The 20,770-nt window shown below is 66.4% G+C and carries 10 protein-coding genes; 3 read left to right on the top strand and 7 right to left on the bottom strand.

The genetic code is table 11. The annotated features are described in order from the left end of the window. Positions 1-1,020, bottom strand: a 1,020-nt coding sequence (locus VFW45_09680) for a hypothetical protein (protein HEU5181053.1), incomplete at its 3' end; no start/stop codon positions are given. 279 nt (positions 1,021-1,299) lie between these two features. Here VFW45_09680 and VFW45_09675 point away from each other — a divergent pair. Then, positions 1,300-3,192 (top strand): winged helix-turn-helix domain-containing protein, encoded by a 1,893-nt coding sequence (locus VFW45_09675; protein HEU5181052.1) that lies wholly within the window; start codon positions 1,300-1,302, stop codon positions 3,190-3,192. 237 nt (positions 3,193-3,429) lie between these two features. Here the strand turns inward: VFW45_09675 and VFW45_09670 are convergent, their stop codons facing one another. The 5 genes from VFW45_09670 to VFW45_09650 form a co-directional block, all read right to left on the bottom strand. Next, entirely contained in the window at positions 3,430-5,511 is a 2,082-nt protein-coding gene (locus tag VFW45_09670; GenBank protein ID HEU5181051.1) for a sigma 54-interacting transcriptional regulator, read from the bottom strand. A gap of 197 nt (positions 5,512-5,708) precedes the next feature. Further along, positions 5,709-6,068 (bottom strand): hypothetical protein, encoded by a 360-nt coding sequence (locus VFW45_09665; GenBank protein HEU5181050.1) that lies wholly within the window; start codon positions 6,066-6,068, stop codon positions 5,709-5,711. 258 nt (positions 6,069-6,326) lie between these two features. Continuing rightward, complete coding sequence (locus VFW45_09660) at positions 6,327-8,981, bottom strand: protein kinase (protein HEU5181049.1); 2,655 nt, start codon at positions 8,979-8,981, stop codon at positions 6,327-6,329. Positions 8,982-9,036: 55 nt separating this feature from the next. Continuing rightward, entirely contained in the window at positions 9,037-10,302 is a 1,266-nt protein-coding gene (locus VFW45_09655; GenBank protein ID HEU5181048.1) for a hypothetical protein, read from the bottom strand. A 124-nt stretch (positions 10,303-10,426) separates the two neighbouring features. Next, positions 10,427-13,336: a protein kinase gene (locus tag VFW45_09650; protein ID HEU5181047.1), complete on the bottom strand. Its 2,910-nt coding sequence runs from the start codon at positions 13,334-13,336 to the stop codon at positions 10,427-10,429. A gap of 227 nt (positions 13,337-13,563) precedes the next feature. On the opposite strand from VFW45_09650, the gene VFW45_09645 reads away from it, so the two are divergent. Next, a complete protein-coding gene (locus VFW45_09645; protein HEU5181046.1) occupies positions 13,564-16,602 on the top strand; it encodes an AAA family ATPase in 3,039 nt (1,012 codons plus the stop codon). A gap of 58 nt (positions 16,603-16,660) precedes the next feature. On the opposite strand, the gene VFW45_09640 is transcribed toward VFW45_09645, so the two are convergent. Further along, positions 16,661-17,167 carry a hypothetical protein gene (locus tag VFW45_09640; GenBank protein HEU5181045.1) on the bottom strand — a complete coding sequence of 169 codons (507 nt, stop codon included), beginning with the start codon at positions 17,165-17,167 and terminating at the stop codon, positions 16,661-16,663. A gap of 247 nt (positions 17,168-17,414) precedes the next feature. Between VFW45_09640 and VFW45_09635 the strand changes: the two genes are divergently transcribed. Next, a complete protein-coding gene (locus VFW45_09635; GenBank protein HEU5181044.1) occupies positions 17,415-20,633 on the top strand; it encodes a proprotein convertase P-domain-containing protein in 3,219 nt (1,072 codons plus the stop codon). Positions 20,634-20,770 lie beyond the last annotated feature (137 nt).

Raw genomic sequence — 20,770 nt, 5'->3', positions numbered from 1 at the left:
CTTGTAGGACGAGTACGCCAGCAGGGCGTAGTTGCCCGTGGAGAAAGCATTGAACTGCCCGCCGGCAGTGGAGCCATAGGCGTAGATGCCGAGGTCGTGGTACGGGATCTGTGTGTATGCAAACCAGGGCGCGCCGTCACTGAAATAGCCGCCGACGTTGGTTCCGGTGGCGCTGATCCCGAGGCCCCCGCCGGCCAGCGTGGCGTTGACGCCGCTCGGGCCCGTGAAGTACCCCCCCGCCGTGGTTCCGGAACTCTGCACTCCGTATCCTCCGCCGCCCAGGCTCGCGGTGCTCGATCCCCAATCCGTGAAATAGCCCCCGCGCAAAGTGCCAATGCCCTGCACTCCCGTACAGTTTGCGAAGCCACATTGGGCTTCAACGCCAGCCGAAGCACCGGTGAACCTTCCGGCAGGTCCCACATCGCTTGACGCAATCAGCGCCGGGTTCGCGGAGGGGCCGGAGTTGTAGGCCGAGACGGCCGTCCCGGTGGACTGAGCAGAAAGGAGGCCGAAGGTGTGAAGGTTGCCTTGCAAAGCCACGTTGTCGACTACCTGAATTTGGGATGATGAGGTATTGATGAAGTAGCTGTCGGGATGACCGGCGAGCTGGGTCGAGTTGAGCGCGTACGGGGAGGACCGGATCGGCGTGCGCGGGCTCAGCGTTTCCGCCCCGACCTTCACCTCGAGCCAGACACTTCCATAGTCACGGAAGACCGCATCGAGGGCGGTGTAGGTACCCGCACCGCTTCCGTCGGCGACCGTCCCCGATCCGATGGCGACGTTGAACAGCCCTCCGGAGACCGTCACGGCGTTGCCGGTCGCCGCGGTGTGCTGGTCGATGAGGATCTCGTTGCCGGCCGCGGCGGCATCCATGAATCTCAGGACCACATCGTACGAGCCGCTGAGCGGGTTGTCGTTCTGGTCGCGCAGCACCCCCTGATAGTTGATGGTCGTCGGAGGCACGGCGGCGCGTGCCGAAAGGGATCCCAGGAGCTCCAGGAGGAGCACGCAGACAGCCATCGCCCCCGCCTTCGAGCCAAACCTGCTCGGTGGACATCGAACCGGAATCCTCATCATTGCCTCCCCGGCCATGGGCCGTCAGGTACGCTGCTAAGGTGCCCTTGTGGTGTGGGCCTCCTGCGAGGGGCCGCAGGAAGTGGGAGGATGTGCCGAGCGGGAGCGGCTCGCCATAGCGCTGATCTGTCGTCCATGTTATTCTTTTCTTACTCAGCAAGCAGCAGTAAAAAAAGAGCTTGCGGCCGCCCTCAATGACCGCACGCGTGCCGGAAGGCCATCGCGATGAGCGTACTCAAGCTGGGAGAGGAGCTCGATCTGGACCCGCAGGCCTACGAGCTGCGGCGCGCGGGCCGGGCCGTCAGGCTCGAGCGGATCCCGATGCAGATCCTTCTCCTGCTCATCGAGCGCAGGCCGGACCTGGTCACGCGGGAGCAGATCGTCGAGAGGGTCTGGGGCCAGCGCGTCTTCTTCGAAACCGACAACAGCATCAACGTTGCCATCCGCAAGCTCCGGCTGGCGTTGAAGGATGACTCTGAGAACCCGCGCTTCATCCGCACCGTCACCGGCATGGGGTACCGTTTCATCGCTCCACTCGCCGAGGACGGGTCGGCGCAGCCTGCGCCCGCCGCACCACCGTCACCGATCGTGGACGGTGCCAGTCCGGTTGCGCTCCCCGATGCTCCCTCACGCAGGCGATGGATCCTCCCGGCAGCGCTGGCTCTGGCGGGGTTGGCGGGCGCCTTCCTCATCTGGTCGAAATCCCCCTCCGCGACAGAGAGGCCGGAGGGACGGGTGATGCTCGCCGTCCTGCCGTTCGAGAACCTGACGGGTGATGCCGGTCAGGAGTATTTCAGCGATGGGTTCACGGAGGAGATGATCACGCGGTTGGGAGCCATCGATCCCCAGCGGCTCGGGGTCATCGCGCGAACCTCGGTCATGTACTACAAGCATGTCCCCACGCCGTTGGACAAGCTGGGGAGTGAACTCGGCGTGCAGTACGTCCTGGAAGGAAGCGTCCGGCGCGAGTCGGACAGGGTACGGATCACCGCTCAGCTTATTCATGTGAAAGACCAGACTCACCTGTGGGCGCGCAACTACGACCGCGAGCAGAAGGATGTGCTGCGGGTGCAGGATGAGATCGCAATGGAGATTGCGGATCAGATCGAAGCCCTGCTGAACGGTCCGGGGCCTCCCGCGCACCCCGCCGCACTCTCGCCACAGGACTACGAGGCCTACGACCATTATCTGAGGGGCCGGTACGATTGGAACAAGCGGAATCTGGATGGTTTCCAGCGGGCGGTCGAGTCGTTCCAGCAGGCGCTTGCCAGGAACCCGCGAGAGGCCCGCGCCTATGCCGGCCTGAGCGATACCTACACCCTCATGGGAACTTATGGCTACGCACCTCAGGAAGAGGTCATTCCGAAGGCGCGGGCGGCGGCGCTCAGGGCCCTGGAGCTTGACGGAAGCCTGGCCGCCGCGCACACCTCCCTGGCGCTAATCAACGAGGTCTACGATTGGGACTGGCAGACGGCCGAGGATCAATTCCGCAAGGCGATCGAGCTCGACGCAAACTACGCCACCGCACATCACTGGTACGCCGAGTACCTCTCCTTCCAGGGGCGCTTCGACGAGGCGCTTGTGGAGAGCGAGCGCGCCCGCCAGCTCGATCCGCGTTCGCTCATAGTCGCCGCAGATCACGGCGTCATCTTGTACTTCGCCCGAAAATACGACCAGGCGATCGCGCAGTTTCAAGGGGTGCTCGCCCTCGAGCCAAGTTTTGGACGGGCCCACATGATCATCTACGTGTACGCGCAGCGGGGGCAGTACGCCGAAGCGCTGGGACAAATCCAGAAGTGGATAGAGATCGGGGAAGGGCCGTGGCTCCATGCGCTGACGGCCTATGTGCAAGGGCGCTCCGGGAATGTCGAGGAGGCGCGGCGCGCGTTCTCACGAATGGAGGAATCGAACCGGCAGTGGAAGTTGAATCCATTTCAGTTGCGCTCGACGGCCTATCTCGGGATGGGCCTCAACGACGAGGCGCTCGCCGCCTTGGAGCAGGCCTGCGAGAATCACTCGGGTTTCCTCGTGTCGCTGAGGGTGGATCCGATCTACGACCCGCTGCGCCAGGACCCGCGCTTCCATGAGTTGCTCCGCTGTGTCCACCTGGCGCCGTGACGCCGCGGCCCGTGTCGGTCGAAGGCCGAGAGCAGACGCTCGGCGATGGCCATGCGATCGAAACCAGGCGTCGGCGGACCGTGGGTCGGAAGGTCATCGACGGTGACCGTGACCTCAGTCGCGGTCTCCCCGAGCGTCCTGTCTTTCGCCGTGGTCTCGGGAGGCCGCGGTGGATCAACGGTGCCGGAGCGACACGCCACCATCGGGTGCGCAAGGCGCGCCGTCGAGTGTTCTCGATCAGATTTGGCGGTGGATTCCGAGTCTCTTCATGCGGGCCTCCAGGGTCGTTCGCTTGAGGCCCAGGATCTCTGCGGCGCCGCGCTCGCCGCTGACACGCCAGCCGGTCCTTTCGAGGACCGAGACGATGTGCTGTCGCTCGGTCTCCTCGAGGCTCTGCGTTGCCTGCTTCGGGCTCCCCGCGGCCGACGTCGTGGTCAGGACGTCGCCGAGTACGAGGCGTCCCGGCGACGACAGGATGACCGCCCGCTCGATGACGTTCTGCAGCTCCCGGACGTTTCCGGGCCAGGAGTACGCAGTCAGCTTCTCCAGCGCCTCCGCATCCAGCTTGCCGACGGGCTTGCCCATCTTCGACGAGAAGACCATGACGAAATGCCGGGCGAGTCGCGGGATGTCCTCCGGGCGCTTCCTCAAGGGGGGAATTGCGATCGGGATGACGTTGAGCCGGTAATAGAGATCGGCTCGGAACCGCTCCTCAGCGACGGCGCGCTCGAGATCCCGGTTGGTGGCCGCGACGATCCGCACGTCCACTTTCAACGATTGCGTCCCACCGACGCGCTCGAATTCGCCTTCCTGCAGCACGCGTAGGAGCTTCGCTTGAAGGTCCAAGGGAAGGTCGCCCACCTCGTCGAGAAGGAGCGTGCCTCGATTGGCGAGCTCGAACCGGCCTGCCTTGCGCGTGAGCGCTCCGGTGAAGGCACCCCTCTCGTGGCCGAACAGCTCGCTTTCGATGACACCGGCCGGCAGGGCGGCGCAGTTCACCTTCACCAGGATCTTGTCCTTGCGGTGGCTGAGGCTGTGGATGGCGCGGACAATGAGCTCCTTGCCGGTCCCCGTCTCGCCGGTGACCAGCACCGTGGAGTCGGTTTTAGCCACCACGCGCACCTTCGCGAGGATGTCGAGCATGGCCGGCGACTCGCCGACGACGTCGCCGAAGGCGGCCTCCGATCGGACCTCCTCCTGGAGGTACAGGTTCTCCTCCTCGAGGCGCGCTTTGAGGGCGGCGATCTCCTCGTATGCCAGGAGATTCTCGATGGCGAGTGCCACCTGCTCGGCCACGCCGCCGATCAGCGAGGCTTCATCAGCCGAGTACCGGGCGGGCTTGAGGCTGGCCACGTTCATCGTGCCGAGGATCTTCCCCTTAATCGTCAGGGGAGCGGTAACGGCGGAGAGGAGCCCCTTCTCGAGCAGCGCCGGATGCTCGGCGAACCATGGCGGATCGCGATGGTCTGTCGTCAGGAGCGGCACGCCGTGTTCGAGGACCCAGCCGGCGCGGGATCCCTGTCGAGGCCAGTCCGCTGGAATGATGGAAGGTAACGGCTCGGGCTCCGCCACAACCATCACCTTGAAGACGTCCTTGATCGGATCGTAAAGGGCGAGCGAGGCGCGGTCGAACGGAGCCACACGCGCCAGCGCGGCGGCGACCGCACTGAACAGGGAATCGCGGTCACGACAGGTCACGATGGCGTTGTTGACGTCGAGCAGCATCCGCTGGCGCTCCTCTGATGCCTTCAGCGCCGCGGTCCGGGACTCCACCAGTCCCTGCAGGTTCGTGGTCAGGCTCCGCAGCTCCTGGACGATACGCCGCATTTCGATTTCCGACATCGCGCAGTTCGCCAGCACGCGCAGGATGCTGAGCTCTTCCTCCGTCCAGTCACGCGGCCGCTCGTCGACGACGCAGAACGTCCCCACGGCGTATCCTTCGGATGTGATGAGCGGGACTCCGGCGTAGGCGATCGCCCCCAGCCCGGAGATGGCGGGGTAGCGCTCAAAGGCGGGATTCCTCCGGGAGTCCGGCACCACGAGGGTCTCGCGGGTGCGGACCGCATGCTGGCAGAACGAATGCTGCACCGGACCGTGCCGCAGCGAAGCGAACGGCTCGCCCAGCCCGCTCTGGCTCTTGAAGAACAGCCGGTCACGATCGACGAGGGAGACGATCGACATTGGCACGCGGAGCGCGGTCGTGGCCGTCCGCGTCAGCCGGTCGAACGCCTCCTCGGGCGGGGAGTCGAGTAGTGACGTCCGCCTCAGCGCTTCGAGGCGCGCCTCGCTCTGGATGACGTCGGGGAAATCATCCGACATGCAGAAACGCTCAGTTCAGTGCGTGTCCCCTCATGCCAGCGATCGTTCGCCCAAAGCATTCCACGGCACGGGGTTTTCACGTTGGCGTTGGTTCGCCCGTAGTATAGCGCACAGCATCGGTGATCGGATCGATCCAGTCCCGGCCCATCTCCAACGTGTGCCCATAGCCGGTCGACGGCTCAGGTCGGCCCGAATGTTCAGAAGGCGATGACCCCCTGGAGCATCGCCACCCAGCCGTCCAGCCCGGCGGTATACGGCGTAAAGGCTCCGCTGTAGGGGACCCTGTGGACCTTCATCGCTTCGGCGGTCAACCAGAAGCGCTCGGTGTTGACGGGATGCCACTTGGCGCCGACCGCGTACTCCCAGGAGTCGTTGAACTCACCGTAGACCTTGGAGCCGCCGCCGTACAGGCTCAGTTTCTTGGGAATGACGAAATTGCTCAGGGACAGCTCGAAGCCGCGGTCGTAGGTCGAATCGAGCGGGAGCGGCCCGTCGGCATCGAAATCATCCAGCCAGCGGGTGTAGTACTGCCCATTGACCGCGAGCCCGTGTTCCATTTAATCCCGGCGAGCCGGTAGTTGTCGAAGATGTAGCCCCCCAGGAGCTCATGGCGTCCCTCCCAGGTCGATCCGACGGATTCTTCGGGTTCTACGTTTCGACGGCGGGCGACGTCAACGGCGATGGCTACGATGGGGTTGATACTGCAGGGGCCGTTACGGCGTACAGCCCGCGGCAAGCGGGCGATACCGACGACCGGTATGGCTGAGCCCCCGGCTCGTCTCAGACAGCCGGAATCAGCTCCGCCCTGGCATGGGTCAGGGTTGCCCGGACGGTTGCTTCAGCAGATCCGGCGGCAGGGTGAAATGGATTTTCGCGAGCTGATCGGGAGCCTTACCGATCTTGCGGAGGAACGGCAGCCAGCGCGGGTCGGAATGGATATTGTTGAACATGCTCTCGAAGACGATTTCAGCGAGACCGGGGTCTTCCTCCGCGCTCGCCTTGTCGAGCCATTCGAACGCCTTGTCGGCCTCGCCGCGGAAGGCGTAGACGTAGGCGATGTTGTAGGGAGCGTCCTTTTCCAGCTTCGCGATCAGCGCGGCGAGGGCGGCGTCGGAATCGGCGCGTCGTCCGAGGGCGTGGTAGGCCATGGGCAGCCCGATCATCCGGACGGCCTCGCTGGTTTCTTCCTGTATCTCGGCCAGCGCGCCCGCGGCGTCTCCCTTGAGCATCATCGCCACGGCGAGACAGTAGTGGGCCCTGCCCCGGCCGGGCTTCAAGTCCAGTAGCGTGCGGCATGTGGCGATGGCGTCATCGAACCGGCCTGCGTCCGTTTGGGCGGATCCGAGGACGTTGAGGAGCGGGGCGTTCAGCGGATCCCGCGGCACGATGGATTCCAGGAGCGCCAGAGCCTCGTCCTTGCGTCCGAGGCCGCGAAGCAGATTGGCGGCGTTGAGGAGCACACGGGTATTGTTGGGATCGAGCGCCAGAGCTTTCTCGAAGTGCCGTGCCGCGCCGGGAAGGTCGTTCAGGCTATCCGCGATGTAGCCGAGCGTGGCGTGCGCCGGAGCGTAGCTCGGATCGAGCGTGACAGCCTTCTCCGATGCCTCGCGGGCGCGCGCATACCCCAGCTCGCCCGACAGAATGCCGAGGGCCTGCTTGTTGATGAAGTTTATCGACAGCCCGGACCAGGCCGGGGCGTAACGCGGATCGATCTCCAGAGCCTGCCGGTAGAGCGCATCGGATTTCGCGAACCCCTCGGCCGACATATCCTGTTCGAGGGCCGTGGCCCGCAGATAGAGCGCGTAGGCTTTGGGATCCGTCTCGCGCGCTTTCGGCGCCTCGCCTAAGAGAGTGATCTTCAGCTCCTTCACCACATCGGCCGCGATCTCGTCCTGAATCTTGAAAATGTCGTCGAGCCGGCGGTCGTAGATCTCCGACCAGATCTGGAAGCCGTCCGCGGCCTGGATGAGCTGGGCCGCGATCCGCACCTGGTTGCCGTTCCTGCGCACCGAGCCCTCGAGGACATGGGCCACGTGGAGCTGCCGGCCGATTTCCGGGATACCGACGTTCTTCCCTTTGAAGGAGAATGACGACGTGCGCGCGACGACCTTGAGCTCATGGACCTTCGCCAGGAGGTTCAGAAGGTCCTCGGAGATCCCGTCCGAGAAGTAGTCCTGCTCCTTTTCGGACGACATGTTCATGAAGGGCAGAACCGCGATCGATTTCGGGTCGGGCGTGCCGCCGGGGCTCTCGGTGGCAACGGAGGCGGGGGCCCCGGCAGAGGCGGTGGTCGCTGTTCCGGCCGATGGCTGCGGCGACTCGGGCGCGTGCTGCCGGAACAGAATCAGACCGGCCACCGCGGCCAGAACGATGACCGCCAGGCCGATCCAGAGGGCCTTCCTTCCGCCGGCCTGGCGAGACATCCCATCGGTCTGGCTGACGGCCGAAACTTCTTTGCCGAGCGCCCGCAGCTCGTTGCGCACGTCCTTTGCGGTCTGGAACCTGGCGTCGGGATCCTTTTGCAGGCAGTGGTCGATGATCCGGGACAGCTCCCGCGGCGCGTCCTGCCGGGTTTCGCTGACCGGCGCGGGTGTGTCGCGCAGGATCGACGAGATCGTCTCGGCCTGGTTCTTCCCCCTGAAGGGGCGCTGTCCGGTTGCCAGCTCGTAGAGCAGGACACCCAGGGAGAAGATATCGGTGCGCGCATCCACCGTCTCGCCCCCTACCTGCTCGGGAGACATGTAGGGAACGGTCCCCACCACCAGCCCCGCGGTCGTCAAAGGCTGGCCGGGAGACAGCACGCCGGTCGCCGCCGTGGAGAGTACGTCCTGAGGGTGTGGCGTACCTTGCTCCGAAGCACCCGGGGCCAGCTTCGCGAGTCCGAAGTCGAGCACCTTCACGCGGCCTTCCCGGGTCACCATGACATTGGCCGGCTTGAGGTCGCGGTGGATGATCCCCTTCTCGTGCGCCGCCGCCAGGGCATCGGCGAGAGCGATGCCGACGTCGAATACCTTTTCCAGCGGCAGGCCGCCGGAGGAAAGGACCCGGTCCAGGCTCGTCCCCTCCACCAGCTCCATGGTCAGGAAGTGGGTCCCCTCCGCCTCCTCCACGGAGTAGAGCGTGACGATGTGAGGATGGTTCAAGGCGGCGACCGCCTGCGCCTCGCGCTGGAAGCGGGCCAGGCGATCGGCGTGGGAGGCCATCGCCGCGGGGAGAACCTTCAGTGCTACCTTGCGGTGCAGCTTCGTATCCTCGGCCAGGTAGACGGCGCCCATCCCGCCTTCGCCGATCAGGCGCTCGATGCGGTAGTGCGTGAGAATCTGTCCAGGCTCGAAGCTCAGTTCCGCCCCCGGGGAACGACGCGACGCGGCGGGCGCCGCGGCGAATGTCTCATTATACGAAAGTCGGAGTTGGTGTGAACCGGAGCGCGGCTCGCCCCGGCCCGAGCTTAGATCAGAGAGGAAGGCCACCGCGAAAGAATATTAACGCGGTGGATTGATGAAGTGCTGGGTATCCTAAGAGGCCTTACGGGCAAACAGAAGTGATCCGTTCGAAGCCTGAGCTGGCGGACCCGTAGGTGCCATTGGCGCAGTGGTTCGCGGCGCGCACGAGGAAGTAGAAGCCAGTCCCCAAAGCGGGCTTGGCCGTGTCGGAGAAGTAGGTCACGAACAGGCCGTCGGTCCGGCAGCTCTCGCCCGAGCCGGGCTGCACGGGGAAGCCGGAGAGCGACCCGCGGACGATGTCATAAGTCGTGCCCATGCCCGACCGTCCCGTCTCCGTCGTCCAGGCCAAATCCGTGGGTGTTTCGAACCTGAGATCTCGGACCTCGCCCGGGATCGCGAACGCCAGCAGGTCGGACGGCGCGCAGTCGACGTCGTCCTGCACTCCGTCCCCGTCGGCGTCGGAGGGCACGGACTTCAAGGCATCGGCCAGCCCCTGGTTCGCGGTCGCCGCCTGATAGCCCTCGTTCGGGAGGGGCACATAGTTCTGATCGATCTTGCCCCAGGCCATGAGGGAGCCATCGGACTTCACGCCGAGGCTGAAGAATATTCCCGCCGCGATCGACACGAATCCCGAGTTCGGCTCCGGCACGTCGAGCTGACCGTAAGCGTTGCCGCCCCAGGCCACGATCGAGCCGTCCGCCCGGAGCGCGAGGCTGTGGTCGTAGCTGGTCGCGATCGCGACGAAGCCGGTGTTCGGTGAAGGTACCGGGCAAGCTCCGCCGCAGCCCCATTTCCGGACGGAGCCATCGGACTTCAATCCCATGCTGACGTAACCGCCCGCGGCGATCGCCACCCAGCCGCTGTTCGGTGCGGGGGGGACGGTCTCGCCTGAGCTGTTGCGGCCCCAGCCGACGATCGAGCCGTCGGATTTCAGCGCGATGCTGTGCAGCAGGCCGGCCGCGATGGCCACGAAGCCCGTGTTCGGCGCCGGCACGTTGAGCTGCCCCTGCTCGTTGTCCCCCCAGGCCGCGATCGAGGTGTCCTGCCGAAGTCCCAGACTGTGGCTGTCCCCGGCGGCGATGGCGGTGAACCCGGAGTTGGGGGGAGGCACGTTGCACTGCCCGACGTCGCACATCCCCCAGGCCGCGATAGTACCGTCCGACCTCAGGCCCATGCTGTGATAGTTGCCCGTCGCCACCTGGATAAAACCCGAATTGGGCGGGGGGACGTTGCAATCGGGATTGGCGCAGGGGCCCAGCCTGACAATCGATCCCGCTTCCGCCCGGCCCACGGGCACCAGAGCGGCGAGAGTCAGAAACAAGCAAAGACTTTTGATGGCTCGCCGCATGGCGGCTCTCCTGCCTGTAACGCATGTCCTATGGCTGAACCCGATCACGATACGCCCAATCCGAGCGAAGAGAGAGAAGATCTTGCTGAGAATTGTCGAATCTGACGGTCCGGTAGAGGAGATTCTACTGCGACCCGCCAAGGCGGACCGGGCCGAGGTACTGATCCAGCCAATCCAGCGTCTCGCGGGCGACTTCCTGCATGCGTGGAGGGACGTGTCCACCGTCGAAGACGTAATGGCGCTTAGCATTCACGGGCGACTGGAACAGGCGGAACATCGGGTCCTGCGAGGTCTCAGGAGGGAAAAGAAAGTCGTGGCTTCCGTTGATCATGAGGACCGGGATGCGGACGTGCGGCGCGAAGTTGAAGGGGTCGACTTCGGGAGGCTCTTCCCCGGAGCTGAGGCCCCCGCCGACGAGCACCAGCGTGCGCAAGCGGGGCTCGACGGCCCCGACGATGGGTCCCATCACCGCACCCATGCTGAGCCCGTAGAAAGCGAGGCGAGTCTTATCGATGTCGGGCCGGCTCTCGAGGTAGTCGAGCGAGCGCCCGATATCCTTGGACCACTCGATCGTGAGGTCTCGCTCGGCGTTCGCTCCGCCGGTTCCCGGGGGTAGCCGCCGCTCGTAGGTTCCTTTGTAGCCGGGAAACAGCACGGCTCTCCCGCTGCGAACCAGGAAGGCGAACTGACGCGTGCCTGCATCGCGAATCGAATGCAGGCGAAGGGCGCTTCCCGGCGGAAAGTAGAGGACGGCCTGGTAAGGGGGGGCGGTGTTTTTCGGAATGAATAGCGTGGCGGGGACCCGCTCCCCGCCGTACGCTGCGGCGTAGTTGATGTGCTCCTCCCTCCAGTACTCGGACTCTTCCGTCGGCGATTCGCTGCGGGTCTCGAGCGGCTGCGGGTCGTAGGTGTGCAGGCTGCGGTAGGCCGCGAAGATCGCGTCGCCTACCGGCGTCAGCTTCGAGTAGTCGCGGAAGACCTTCTCGATCGAGCCGAACGTCTCCGCCGCAGGCGGAGTATCGTAGCGCGCGCAGCGGAAGCCCTGAACCGGGCTGCGGTCGAACGGGTCCACCGCATCGGGTCCCGTGAACAGGTAGGTCGGATCGCTCCACGCTCCACCCAGGCTATAACGGCGGGACCCCGCGGCGTTCCACACCCACTCTTTCACGTTGCCGGCCATGTCGCGGTTGCCCCAGGGGGAAAGTCCCTCGGTGCTTCCCGCCTGCGCCGGTCCCTGGCCGCCGAAGTTGCTCAAGGGAAGGATGCCGGAAAAGGGATCATCCGCGCCGGCCGCGCGGAACCAATGATAGAAGGTGGGAAGCGTCTTGCCGGCGAATTCCGCGTAGGCGCTGGCTTCGTACCAGCTGGCTCCGCTCACGGGGAAGTCGGCCTGCCCCTCCGGGTAGGTGCCCAGCTCCCAGGTAGAGGGGCCGGGACGGCCGGTGGCGTCCCGGAACAAGCTCATGGCTTCATCGAAGGTCAGCGTACGCCCGTCTTTCGAGAACGGCTGCTTCCAGTAGGCCCGCTCGCGGTATCCCCCCCGGTCCACGAATACCTTGAACTCGCGGTTCGTGACTTCGAAACGATCCAGCCAGAAATCTGCAAGCTCGATGGGCCGCGTGGCCCGGTACCCATAAACTCCGCCCGGGACGCGCACCATCCCGGGAGGAGCCTGGCCTAGCGGGACGAGCTTCACTGAGGGCGGGAGCCTTCCGGGATTAGCGGCGAGCTCGACGGTCTCGTACCCATCGCGCGCCAGCTTCCAGCGGAGCTGTCCAACGGGAACGCGGACGTTTTCCAGGGGCGTGATCCCGAGGCGGTTCCATTCCGAGCCAGGCTGGTCGTAGGCCTTGAACTGCACTTCGACCCCGGGCGGATCACTGCTCAGGGATAGAGGCACGGCCACATTTCTCCAAAGCTTGTCGAACTCCGGGTCGTTTCTGAGCAAGGGCTCCACCTGCAGGGCGAGGCGGAAGGCACCGACCGCCTGCTCCGATTCCACGAGGCGTGCGATTTCCGGGAGAGCCTGCCGCGCCTGGCGCTCGCGCGCGGCGCGCTGCCAGGTCCAGATCGAGAACGCGACGGCCGCCAGGACGACGGCCGCCACCGGCAGGATGACCACCCAACGCAGCATCCCTCTTCGGGGAACGCTCCCGGCCAGCCGGCGCGCTTCGCAGGCCCGGAGATCCGCGAGGAGAGCCGACGCGTCCGGGTAGCGGGAGGCCGGGTCCTTCGGCAGGCAGCGCTGGATGACCCGCTCGACGTCCGCGGGAATCTCCGCCCTCAACCTGCGAACCGGCGGCGGAGTATCGCGCAGCATCGCGGCCAGAGCCTGAGCCTCGGAATCGCCGCCGAAAGCCCGCTGTCCCGTGAGCATCTCGTAGAGGATCAGGCCGAAGGAAAAGATGTCGGAGCGCGCGTCGACCGGTTTGCCCGTGGCTTGCTCGGGCGACATGTAGGCCGGTGTGCCCATGATGACGCCGCTGCGCGTCGCGGGCTTGCGCGTCGCCGTCGGGGCCGCGGTCGCATCCTGCTCGGTGGTCTCGGCGGGCACGTCCTGAACCGCCTTCGCAAGTCCGAAGTCCAGCAGCTTGGCGCCGACCGGCGTCAGCATGATGTTTCCCGGCTTGAGGTCGCGGTGCACGAGTCCGCGGCGATGTGCTGCGTCCAGGGCCCCGGCGATTTCCATCGCGTGACGCAGCGCCTGGTCCAGCGGCAGCGGCCCCTGGTGAAGGCGCGCGGCCAGCGTCTCGCCTTCCAGGTACTCCATCACCAGGTAATCGATGCCTTCCTGGTGGCCCACATCGTGGAGAGTGCAGATGTGCGGGTGCGACAGGCTGGAGACGGCGCGCGCCTCCTGCTCCAGCCGCTGCCGTCGGGCAGGATCCCGCACGAGGGCTTCGGGCAGGACCTTCAGCGCGACGATGCGATCGAGCCGGGTATCCCGGGCTTTGTAGACGACTCCCATGCCACCGGAGCCGGCGACCGACAGGATCTCGTAGGGTCCGAGCTTCGTGCGAGGGGAGAGCGCCATACTGGCCGAGGATTATACGCCGCCCGTGCAGCATCTCGACGACGTTCAACATCCTCTCCACCTGCAACGGGTATCGCGCTGCCCTACGAGGCTGAAGAGTGGCTCATTCTGTCGTAAAGACTGGAGTTCTCTGCAGGTTGACCACAAGGCAACGAGTTATGAGATAGTTAAGAGGAAAACGCGCAAACTTCGGACCAATCCGGCTGCACGGCAAGGCTCGGCATGCCATGAAGCAATTCCTCGAGTTTCGCCTCGACACGGTCAATCATCGTCTGTATCGCGAAGACGAGCGGGTTTCGATCGCGCCCAAGGCGTTCGACCTGCTGCGGTACCTGGTCCAGCATGCCCACCGGCTCGTGACCCAGGACGAGATCCTCGACGCCCTCTGGTCCGACGTCCACGTCAATCCGGAGGTCGTGAAGAAGTACATCCTCGAGATCCGGAAGGCCCTGGGGGATCGATCGGAGAAGCCGACGTTCATCGAGACGTTCCCGAGGCGCGGGTATCAGTTCGTGGCCCCCATCAGCGAGACCGAGGAATTCGCGTCGGTCGTTGCCCAGGTGACGGCGGCGATGGTCGGTCGCGACGCGGAACAGGCCCGCCTCGAAGGCTACCTCGACGACGCGCTGCAAGGGCGGCGGCAAATCGTCTTCGTCAGCGGCGAGGCGGGGGCGGGGAAAACGACGCTCGTCGACGCGTTCCTGCGCTGCGCCGCCATGCGGGCCGGAGTTCGCGTCGCGCGAGGCCAGTGCGTCGAGGGCTTCGGTGGCAAGGAGCCGTACTACCCGTTGCTGGAGGCGTTCGGCGCGCTCCTGCGCGAGTCAGACCGCAACGACGTCGCGCACGCGTTTCTCCGATACGCCCCGACCTGGCTCCTGCAGTTCCCCTCGCTCGTCAAGAGCGACGCGAGGGAGGCGCTGCAGCGGGACACGCTCGGGTCGACACGGGAGCGCATGGTGCGCGAGATAGGGGAAGCCCTGGAGCATCTGACCCGCGACGAACGGTTCGTCCTCGTCCTGGAGGACCTGCATTGGGCTGACCTGTCCACCCTCGACGTCGTGTCGGCTCTGTCCCGGAGGCGCGGTCCGGCGAAGCTCCTGATCCTCGGCACGTTCCGCCCGGCTGATGGCGCGGCAGCGGAGAACCCGCTGAGGGTGCTGGTTCGCGATCTCGTGGTCCATCGCCTCGGGGATGAGATAAGCCTGGGGGACCTCGGAGTTCCGGAGGTCGCCGCCTATCTCGCGGCGGAATTTCCCGGGGCCGATTTCCCCGCCGATCTCGCCGGCGTGATCCAGCGCCATTCGGGCGGCAATGCGCTCTTCATGGCCACGCTCGTGAGGGACATGGTGGAGCGGGGGATGATCGTCGGTGGGAGCGGACCCTGGTCCCTGGCCCGGCCCTTGTCCGAGGTGGAGACGGCGGTGCCTCCGACACTGCAGCAGGTGCTCGAAGTGCAGTACGCCATGCTCGACGCGGTCGAGCAACGGGTCCTGAACCAGGCGAGCGTCGCGGGGGACCGTTTCTCGGCCTGGGCGCTTGCGACCGAGCCGGACCTGACGTCGGACGAGATAGAAGACGTCTGCGAGCGGCTGGCGGAGCAGCGGCACTTCCTGCGACCGTCCGGCTTCAGGGAGCTCGGCAATGGGATCGTGTCTGCGCACTACGAGTTTCGCCACGGGCTGGTCCGGCACGCGGTGTCACGCCGCCTGACCGATGTAAGCCGATCCCGGCTGCACCGGCTCCTGGGGGCGCGGCTGAGCGCCCTGTCCTCCCCGGGCCGCCGTGAGCTGGCGGGCGAGATCGCTCTGCACTTCGAGGAGGGCAGGCAATACGGTCCGGCCGTCGAGCACCTGATCTTCGCCTCCGAGAATGCGGGAGCACGTTTCGCCTACCTAGAGGCGATTCGGATCCTCGAGCATGCGATGGCGCTCGTCCCACGCCTCGAGGCCGGAAGCCGGGCCGATGCGGAGATCCGGCTCCTGGAACGCATCGGAGATGCGCACTATTGGCTCGGCGGGATGATGGACAGCGTGCGCGCCTACGAAGCGGCCGCTGTCCGGGCGGCTGGGGCCGGGCTCACCGAAGCGCGGATCCACGCCCTCAGCGCGCTCGTCCGTCCCTTCGGACTCATCGATCCGGATCGCGGCATCGCCGCCATCGAGGAAGCGGTGGCCCTGTGCGCAGGGTCGGCCGATCCGCTCCTGCGCGGCCGGACCGAGCTGCTCGCCGCCGGAAGCCGGCTGCTCTATGACGCCTGGCGCCAGGAGGACTGGAAGATTTGTGAATCGGCCCATCGGTCCCTCCAGCGCCTCGACCCCGCCGGGGTGCCCGCATTCCACCGGATGATCTTTTCCCACGTGAAGCTGCTGCAGGGGTGCTACGACGAGGCGCTCGCGGATCTCGAGTCCGGTATCCCGAAGACGAACGAGCCGGTCGCCTTGATGGTCCATCTCTTCGCGCTGAGTGGCAAGACGGTGGCGTTGCTGCAGTCGGGTCGTCTCGGCGTTCTCCTGGGGCTGGTGCGGTCCGGTCGGGCGGCGGCCGAAAAGAACGGGAACGACCCGTGGCTCTTCGACTACCGGGAGGCCTGGCTCCGGACAATCGTGTTCGACTTCGAGGGGGCCCTGAGGCTATGCGAGGCCGTCGCGGGCCGCGCAACCCCCTATCTGCGGCGCCAGCCCGAGACCATCGCCAGATTCGCCATGGGGTACGCCGAGCTCGAGCGAGGGCATCACGAGAAGGCGGCACGCTGCTTCGCGGAAATTCTGGACTCGGCCATCACCGCGAAATTCTTCCTGCACTGGTACTGGCGAATGAGAGCGCAGATGGGACTCAGCGAGGTGTGGCTGGCGGCCCGCGATCTAAGCCGGGCCCGCCGCGATGCCGACCGCTTCCTCGCCTCCGCGTTACAGACCAGCGAACCGAACCTGCACGCCCTCGGATGGGACTTGCAGGCTCGGGTCTCGAAGGCCGAGAAGAGCCGGAAGGGCGCCGTCGAGGCGATCGAGCGAGGCCTGGAGGTGGCACGGCGATTCCGCATTCCCACGGTGGCCTGGCGCCTCCACGCGACACGCTCCGAGCTGTACCGACGCGCGAAGAACGATGAAGCGGCGGAGGCAGAACGCGCTCGAGCGGAGAAGATTATTCTGGCCTTGGCCGATTCGTTCGATGCCGACGAGCCGCTGCGCCTTTGCTTCCTGTCCGCCCCGCCCGTCCGGCGAATCCTGAAACGCCGCCCACCCGTCCCAGGGGCTCGCCAGAAATGAGCCCACCCGGGCGGGGCTGAGGCGCCCCGCCCGAGTGGCTTTCCGCACATCGACCTGCTTAGCGGCCGCGACCGATGACCCGCTCGGTGGCGTTGGCGATCCAGAAACCGCGCGCGCCTTCCGGCGTGGAGATCCGAATCAGGAAGGCCGGGTTGGTGCAGGAATCCGGAATGTCCTCGAGGTGGCCCACGAAGTGAGCATCACCCACGGGGCTCAAGGGCACCTCGGGTGTGTCGACCGTGGATTCCGTGTTGTCCCCCGGGTTGCAGACGAGCGTGCCGATGACCCCCGTGACCGGGCCGGGCGTCCCGGCGAAGATCGTCCCGTTGATCACCAGGCCAAAAACATCGAAGGTCGTGTAGCCCGTCTCGAGGTTCACCCGGGCACGGCCACCCCGCGCCGTCCAGGGGAACGTTCCGGCGTGGACGTTGCCGACCGGGTTGTCCACGTTGATGGCGGTGATGACGCCTGCGATCCGGCCCCAGCGGACGTCCGAATCACTCACTTCGGCGATTGCAGCGGAAACCGACCCGACCAACAGCAGCGCGAGCACCAGCTTTCTCATACCAGTCTCCTAGATGTGGTCCCGGCCGACATGGCCGGTGACGGGCGGAATGTACGAGAAGCCGGCCGCGCCGACGTGACGCTGCGGTCCTGTTCCTGGTCCAGATTCGGTAACGGCCCGTCACCGAAACAGGACCGCAAAGGCGACCTGGCCGTCACTTCCGGATCGAATCACTTCGATAGCCTCCTCCCGCACTGGCGTCCCGGTCACGGGGATCGGGGCCCTCAAGGGAAAAGGAGACTCGACAATGAGGATTCTGATCGCGGGAGCGTTGGGCCTGTGCCTGGCCTCGAGCGCCATGGCCAAGAGCAACGGGGAATCGGCGGTCGCGCTGCGGATCGAGATCCTGCCGGGAGAGCGGGAGAAGTGGGTGGACCCGGTCCTGGCGGAGCCGGTCCCGGTCGCCATCCTGGGCAGCAAGGAAGTGGACGTACGCGACATCGAGCCCGCCTCGCTCGTCCTCGCGGGCGCGGCGGCCACCAAGGGCGAGGACGGATCCCTGGTGTCGTACCGGGACGTGAATGGCGACGGAATCACGGACCTGCTCGCGAGGTTCCCCTCGCGCTCGATGCGGCTCGATCAGCACGGCGTGCGCGCCTGGCTGTCCGGAGAGACCCGGGACGGGCGGGCCCTCCTGGGGTCCGGGTCCCTGGCGGTGCTGCGCAACGAGCGGATGGAGCGCGCCGCGCGCGCGGCCCAGGAGCTCCAGACGCTCCCGCCCATCCAGGCCCGGATCGACCTGCTCCCGGGAGATCCGGCCAACGTCCTGGAGCTGGGGAACCGCGGCACGGTCGAGGTCGCGCTCTTGAGCGCGTCCGGCTTCGACGCAACGCGCGTCGATCCTTTCCTCCTGCGCCTGTCGGGAGCTCCGGTTACCCGCGGGCCGGGAGGCACGCTCGCCTCCGTGCGGGACGTGGACGGTGACCGGCGCGACGATCTCGTCGTGGAGGTCGCGAAGGCGCTCCTACAGGTCGACGCCGAAACGCGGGAGGTCGTCCTGACGGGCATGACGCCCGAAGGCCGTTTGCTCACGGCCAGGGACGACGTCTCGCTCGCCCCGACGACGACGCTCACCTTCGACAGCGACGACGCGACGCTCGCTCCCCGGGCCCCCAGCGTCGAGTTCTCGAGCGCCCCCGGCATCAACATCCTGGACGCGGCGGCGGCCTCCCCGTACCCGTCCTCGATCCAGGTGGCCGGTCTGACGGGGGTGATCTCCAAGGTGCGCGTCACCCTTAGAAAGCTGAGTCATCCCTTCCCGAGCGACATCGACATCCTGCTCGTCGGTCCCACGGGTCAAAGCCTGGTGCTGATGTCCGACGTGGGCTCAGGCGCGGGGGCGGCGAGCGCCACCCTCACGTTCGACGATGATGCGGCGCACGACCTGGACCCCTTGACCCCGATGACGTCGGGGACGTACCGGCCGATCAACATCGGCGGGTCGGACGTCTTCACCGCGCCGGCGCCGGTGCCGAGCGGAGCTGTTTCGCTCCAGGCGTTCGACGGCACCAGCCCCAACGGGACGTGGAGCCTCTTCGTGGTGGACGACCGGGCCGGCAGCGCCGGGTCGATCGCCGGCGGCTGGTCTCTGGAGTTCGTGATGGCCACCGAGTTCTGCAGCACGGGCCCGCTCACGATCAACGACCAGGCCCTCGCCACCCCCTACCCGTTGCCCATCGTCGTAGCGGGCCTGACCGGTGCGGCGAGCAAGGTGACCGCGACGCTCAAGGGGTTCAGCCATCCCTCCCCCCTTGACGTGCAAATCCTTCTTGCGAGCCCTGCCGGACCGTCGAGCCTCCTGATGGCGGAGACAGGCGGTGGGACTCCCGGAGTGTCGGGGGTGACGCTGGTGCTGGACGACGACGCCCCCCTTGCGCTCGACCCTGAGTTCAACCCCGCGAGCGGCACCTACCGTCCGGCCGCCTTCGGTGTGGTGCCTGCGTTTCCCGCTCCCGCTCCGCCCGCGCCCTACCCGGTCAACCTGGGAGTGTTCCAGTCATTCAATCCGAACGGGACGTGGAACGTCCTGGTGCGGGATGTTGTCCCATTGGATACGGGGAGCATCGCCAGCGTCTGCCTGCGGATCACGACGATGCCGCCCGCCGCGGAGAGCAATCCGGCCGCGATCGCCATTCCCGCCGGCGCACCGGGAACGACCGCCGGACCGGCAGGACCGTATCCGTCGACGATCGACATCTCGGGGGTGATCGGCACGCTCGTGAAGGCGACCGTCACCCTGCACGGCGTGACCCACACGTTCCCCAGGGACCTCGACGTGCTGCTGCAGAGCCCCTCGGGAGCAGACGTTCTCCTCATGTCGGACGTTGGCGGGTCGGGCCCCGGGGTCGCGGGGGTCGACTACACCTTCGACGACGCCGCCGCAACAAGCCTCCCCACGCTCACGAACGTCGGCTCCGGGACCTTCAAGCCCTCGAACGACAATACCGAAGGGCTGGACATTCTCCCCGCTCCGGCCCCACCTGCTCCGTATGGAGCCGCGCTCGTCGATCTCGCCGGATTCTCGCCCAACGGGACCTGGCGCCTCTACGTCTTCGACGACCGGGCGGGAGATGTCGGGAGGATCTCATCCGGCTGGTCGCTGAAGCTGAGCACCTGGCTCCCCACGTTTCGCGCCTGCAACGTGACCCACACCAACATCCCGGCCGGGGCACCGGGAACGACACAGGGCCCCTCGGACTTCTACGGGTCGGGCATCGTGACGCCCCAGTTACCCGTGGACTTGAGCCAGTACAAGCTTCGGGTCGATCTCATCGGGCTCAGCCACACCTTCCCCAGGGACCTGGACATCCTGCTCGTGGGTCCGGAAGGACAGAGCGCCCTCCTGATGTCCGACGCCGGTGGTGGCTTTCCGGGAATCAGCAACGTGAGCTTGAGCTTCGACGACGACGCGGCTTCGGGGCTTGCCGAGGCGGACAACCCCGCGTCCGGCACCTATCTGCCCACCGACTTCGACTCGGCGGACCTGCTGGCGCCGCCCGCCCCGGGCGGACCGTACGGAAGCAGCCTGTCGGTCTTCAAGGGTACCAATCCGTCCGGCCTCTGGGCGCTCTACGTCTTCGACGACTCGAACGCCGACACGGGAAGCTTCGAGCAGTGGTGTCTGAACTTCATCCCATCGATCGACGCCGACGAGGTTCAGAACCTTCGCTTCACCAACAACACGACCGTGAGGTGGGACGCGGGACCGAACGCGACGTTCTACGCGCTCTATCGCGGCACCCCCGACCAGCTGGCCAATCTCGACGATGCGGCGGCGGATGCGTGCCTGCTGATAGACCCATTGGGCCAGGAGTTCGGCGGTCTGACGGAGGTCCCGCCCGTCGGCAGCTTTTTCTGGTACCTGGTGCGAGGGGACAACGCGCAGGGCGAAGGCTCCGCGGGATTCCAGAGCCTGAACGGCCAGCTTCGTGCGCGCGTCATGAGCAGCTCTGGGACGTGCCCCTGAACCCGGCGGCGGGGCGCGCCCGACGCCGCGCTCCGCCGCCTGACAGGGGGGTGCCCGGTAAATCCAGATCTTCGCCGAGCCCGTCCCTCAAGGGTGGTCCTGGTCGTGCTCGGGACGCTACACGATACCGCGCGCGA

The organism is Candidatus Polarisedimenticolia bacterium (assembly GCA_035764505.1).
In the GTDB taxonomy this organism is placed as follows: domain Bacteria; phylum Acidobacteriota; class Polarisedimenticolia; order Gp22-AA2; family AA152; genus AA152.
The sequence above is the reverse complement of the archived record's forward strand: the minus strand, read 5'-3'. Positions and strand labels throughout refer to the sequence as shown.

What these genes read in the sequence shown, in the direction of transcription:
- VFW45_09665 (HEU5181050.1), bottom strand. Translation starts at nt 6,068, where the DNA reads ATGGAACACGGGCTCGCGGTCAATGGGCAGTACTACACCCGCTGGCTG.
- VFW45_09635 (HEU5181044.1), top strand. Translation starts at nt 17,415, where the DNA reads ATGAGGATTCTGATCGCGGGAGCGTTGGGCCTGTGCCTGGCCTCGAGC.
- VFW45_09670 (HEU5181051.1), bottom strand. Translation starts at nt 5,511, where the DNA reads ATGTCGGATGATTTCCCCGACGTCATCCAGAGCGAGGCGCGCCTCGAA.
- VFW45_09645 (HEU5181046.1), top strand. Translation starts at nt 13,564, where the DNA reads ATGAAGCAATTCCTCGAGTTTCGCCTCGACACGGTCAATCATCGTCTG.
- VFW45_09650 (HEU5181047.1), bottom strand. Translation starts at nt 13,336, where the DNA reads ATGGCGCTCTCCCCTCGCACGAAGCTCGGACCCTACGAGATCCTGTCG.
- VFW45_09640 (HEU5181045.1), bottom strand. Translation starts at nt 17,167, where the DNA reads ATGAGAAAGCTGGTGCTCGCGCTGCTGTTGGTCGGGTCGGTTTCCGCT.
- VFW45_09675 (HEU5181052.1), top strand. Translation starts at nt 1,300, where the DNA reads ATGAGCGTACTCAAGCTGGGAGAGGAGCTCGATCTGGACCCGCAGGCC.
- VFW45_09655 (HEU5181048.1), bottom strand. Translation starts at nt 10,302, where the DNA reads ATGCGGCGAGCCATCAAAAGTCTTTGCTTGTTTCTGACTCTCGCCGCT.